Source organism: Shewanella sp. A32, assembly GCF_029167175.1.
GTDB lineage: Bacteria > Pseudomonadota > Gammaproteobacteria > Enterobacterales > Shewanellaceae > Shewanella > Shewanella yunxiaonensis.
Genome location: NZ_JARFTS010000050.1, coordinates 1 through 4,813, shown reverse-complemented (window position 1 = coordinate 4,813; position 4,813 = coordinate 1). Strand labels below are relative to the sequence as shown.

Sequence of the window (4,813 nt, the reverse complement as noted above, 5' to 3'; positions counted from 1 at the left end):
GCTTCAGTCGAATGTAGGGAACACCAGCAACTTCAGTAGGCTTCAGTCGAATGTAGGGAACACCCGCGACTTCAGTAAGCTTCAGTCGAATGTAAGGAACGCCAGCAACTTCAGTAGAAGTAAATTTAATGTCGCGAACGTTTGTATTGACTGACTGAGAGCTCGAGACAGCAAAAGCAGAAACGCTGACAAAAGCTAACGCAGTTAAAAATATTCTTTTCATCATCTCTTTATCTCTCTTATGCAGTAAGTTACTCGGCTAGCGGTCAAGTTTTGACGCTGTACAAGAGAAATAAAGCAGATGTTATGCCAACTTTAATTTGACAGTTAAATCAATAATTAATTGGTTCCATTTTGTTGATCAGCGGCTTCAATACTATCAAGGCGCAAATATTCAGTAAAATCACTTTCCGAAATTGCCTTGCTGTATATAAACCCTTGTATTTCTTCACAATTAAGCGCTCGTAGGATATTGAGCTGAGCGGTTTGTTCGACACCCTCACCAACCACTGAAAGCCCCATGTTATGTGCAATTGTGATAATTGAGTCGACCATTTTTAAGTCACGATCCGATTTGTCGATATCATCCACAAAGGCTTTGTCAATTTTAAGTGTATGAATTGGAAAGCGTTTTAGATAAGAAAGCGATGAGTATCCGGTACCGAAGTCGTCTAGAGCCAAGCTGATACCCATTCGAGTCAATTGTTGCATAACTTTTATCGCTTTCTCAGGTTGTTTAATTACTGTCCCTTCAGTAATCTCCAATTCCAAATTTGCAGCTGGTAAGCGTGTTAGTCGTAAAATTGACTCTATTCGCGTTTGAAGATCCGGTAATGCAAATTGCCGTGACGATAAATTGACGGCCACCCGACCAGAAAATAGATTTTGCTCTCGCCATTTCTGCGCTGCGAAGCATGCTTTCTTGAGTACAAGATCACCTATCTCAACAATCAGGCCAGTTTCCTCTGCTAAAGGAATAAATTCTCCTGGTGGGATCATGCCATGTAGTGGGTGATTTAATCTTACTAACGCTTCCATTCCGGCGAGCTTGCCAGTACGTAAACTAATTTTAGGCTGGAAGTAAACTTCAAATAGATCGTCCTTTAATCCTTCTCGGATCAAGCTTTCGACTTCTAATTGCCTTAGCGCATTGCGGTTGAGCGATTCGGAATAAAACTGATAGCGGTTACCACCGGCTGATTTTGCATGATACATCGCGATATCGGCTTTTCTAAGCAACGCTTGCTCATTTTGTTCATCTTCAGGATACAGCACAATCCCAATGCTGACGCCAACGACAAGGCTTTCATCTGCGATAATAAAGGGTTTGTTGAATGCTTCAATTACGTCATTAGCAATTAACGCGCTGGAGCCAATATCCGGGTTTTTATCTACTAAAATTGCAAATTCATCGCCACCTAATCGATAGAGACTTGTATGTTTAGGAATAATATTAGCGATTCGTGAGGCAACCAAACAAAGCAATTCATCCCCAACTTGATGGCCAAGTGAGTCATTAATCTTCTTAAAGTTGTCCAGATCAAGGATCATTAATGTATGGTGATGGTCTTTTTTCACCAAGTTTTCGAGTGTCACTTGCAGGTTTGAACGGTTAGGTAATCCAGTGAGCAGATCATTGTTAGTGAGACGTCGTAATTCCTCTTCTTGTTGTTTTCGATGCGAGATGTCGGAAAATACCCCGACATAATGAGTTAATACCCCTTGCTCATCATAAATCGCGTCAATGGTCAACTCCATCAGGAATATCGAATTGTCTCCTCGAATAGCTTCAATTTCGGTGTTCCACTGCCCCTGTTGTCTTAAAAGTTGTTTTATTTGCTTATTATAATCATCCGAATAACGGCTAAAATGTATAGTTGTACCAATAGTCTTTTCTCTTGTACTACGGGTAATATCACAGGCGGCTTCGTTAAGCTCTACAAATTGAAATTCGGTGTCTAAAATAAACACACCTTCAGAGATATTTTCTATCGCTCTTTCAAAAAGTCTTAACTGTTCTTCAGCTGTTTTAAAACTACTGATATTTTTGATGGTTCCGGTCATACGCGTAGCATGATCTTTATCGTCACGCTCAACAATTTTGGCTCTATCGAGGATCCATAACCATTCACCTGTTTTGCTTCTTACTCGGTAAGTTGCTTCGAAATGATCGGTTTCTCCGTAAAAGTGTTTATTCAGTGCTTCACGTACACGTTCTTGATCCTGAGGATGAATATTACTTTCTTCACCCTCTTTACCTGAGCGTTGGCCATCTCTAGGGAATTCTAATGCTCCCCATATATTTGAACGGAAAATTTTTCCAGATTCTATATCCCAGTCCCACATCTCATCGCCGCTTCCCCACAAAGAAAGTTTCAGACGTTCTTCACTTAAAGCAATTTGTCTTTGCGTCTCTCTTTTCTTTAGAAATGCTTTTAGTAACATAAATAAAATTAGAGATGCTGTAAGAAAGTAAGCTGCTTTTGAATAGATTGAAAGCCACCACGGGGGGGTTACTTCGATATTTAATGAAGTAATATTACCTTTTTCAAGAGTTAAAGGATTTGTGGCATAGATGCTAAATACATAATTACCAGGTGATAAATTTGTATATGTTGCTGAATTTATCCCTTTTGATGAAATCCAAGAATCGGATAGGCCTTTTAATTTATAGTTGTATTCTATATCTTTTTTACTTATATCAATATTCGGAGAGGCGAATGTAAGCGTAAATGGGTAGTCTGTATACTTTAATTTTATTTTGTTGGTTTTGGATATTGGTTTTTTTAATATTTCGCTTCCAACTTTTTCAGGTAAGTTAAATATTAATAGATTGTCAATTATTGTTGGTAATTTTGATTTGTTATGCTTTTTGATATAATCAATTACCTTATCAGTATCTATATAGCTAACACCTTCATTTCCCCCTAAAAGAAATCCGCCGTTATAGCTAATTATACCTTGGGTATTATATTCTGATTGTGAACCATAATTTGTGTTTAATAATATTTTTGAATTGTTTTTACGATCTATTAATACGACCTCTTTAATTGATGATGCTACTATAAGATCATTTTTTGTTAATATGGAAAATATTGGTTTTTTTGTTTGATCAAATATTCTAGTTACATTTCCACTGTTTTGAGTTTTATAAATCCCAGAACGTGTTCCAAAAAATATTTCAGAATTCTTATTTGTTATACAAAAAACAATGTCATTATTAAAAATATTTTTTACGTTATCGTTTGTGACGATGAATAAACCATCCTGACTGGCGACATAGGTATCATTATTATCCGGTAAAATATCAAATATTGGATTTTGCATGGAGATTTGAGTTTTTTTCTCAACATCTCCAGATTTAGCATCCAACTTGTATAATAACCCATATGCTGTTCCTACATAAATAGAATTTGAAAATACTTTAATTGCTGATATGGGTTCGTTTATTATTGAATCAATTTTATTATCCGTTATATTTATTTTTTTTAATCCACTTTTTTCACCAATGTATAAGTTATTATTTACAATAACTGCTGATTTCGCACCAATGTCATCTGCATTATATGTTGATATTTTCTTTAAGTTTTTATCGTAAACATAAATTGATTTTGAATTTCCAGTTATAACAATTTTGTTTTCATTATTTTTTATTGACCAAACTGGATTTTTATTATTCCTAAGTATTTTTATAAGGTTTTTTGATTCTCTAATGTAGATAAATCCATTGCTTACATTAGATATTAATATTCCATTTTTTAGTTTCTTGTATAATATTAAATTCGATGATGAAACATTGGCTATAGAACCAATCAATGTTAATAATTTTTCATTACTTACGCTGTAAAAAGTATTATCATGAGTCACATATATTTCATCTTTATCACTAAATATATGTTCGAAAGTTAACTCTGAAAATTTTGTAAGATGATCATTGCTAACACTGTATAATAAATTATTTTTTAAAATATAAACATTATCTTTTGTGCAGGATATGCTTGTTACATTATTTGCAATAATATTTCCGTTGTAAATTAGTTTGTTCCCATATGTTATGATATAGACATTATTATTATAGAATGTTATATTTTTTATGTCAGAGTTTTTGATATTTACATTGAATTTATTTATTTTATATTCTTTATCTATTTTATATTTTGAAGTATCTGTTATAAGTATTATGCTGTTGGGAGATTTGCTTATATTTAATATATTTTCATTTATTCCAAAGCTAGTAAATTTTTCTGTGTTTTTGTCAAAAAAATATAAATCTTCATCTGTAGCTACAAATAATTTATCAAAATCACTTGAATATAAAACTGCTTTTATATAAGAACTCTTTAATCTGGAGTCCTCACTAGCATAGTACCCTTTGAAGTCCTTTCCATCAAAACGATTTAGTCCATTTAATGTTCCGATCCAGATGTAGCCATCATCATCCTCAGTAATTGAGGTAACAGTACTTTGTGACAACCCATCAGAAACACCATAACTGTCATAACTAAGCAATACGTCGGGATGGAACGGTATTTCTTCCACATTTTCGTCGGCGCGGCACGTTGCTGTCAGAAACAATGAGATCAGGGTGAATAGACACAGCAACTTTGAAAGTGAATTTTCAGGCATAATGTAATCTTTTATAGTGGATGCCAAGTCTCTGAAAGTTAACTCTTTCAGAAAGTAAAGTGTTTGTCAAAGTTTAACTTTTTCATGACACTATTTTGATGCTATCGGCGATACTAAATAGCTGTTCCGAAGTGTAGATCACCTGCGAAGGGAACTCAGTGTGAAATGAGCGATCAGATAAGTCGCC

The 4,813-nt window shown here is 34.4% G+C and carries 1 protein-coding gene and 1 pseudogene; both read right to left on the bottom strand.

Going from position 1 to position 4,813, the window contains the following annotated elements; genetic code table 11:
- Positions 1-226 (bottom strand): annotated as a pseudogene (locus tag PY479_RS17440) (hypothetical protein); the annotation flags it as partial.
- A gap of 113 nt (positions 227-339) precedes the next feature.
- The gene (locus tag PY479_RS17435; RefSeq protein WP_275484530.1) at positions 340-4,626 is read right to left on the bottom strand and encodes an EAL domain-containing protein; all 4,287 of its coding nucleotides are present in this window, start codon (positions 4,624-4,626) and stop codon (positions 340-342) included.
- Positions 4,627-4,813: the final 187 nt, after the last annotated feature.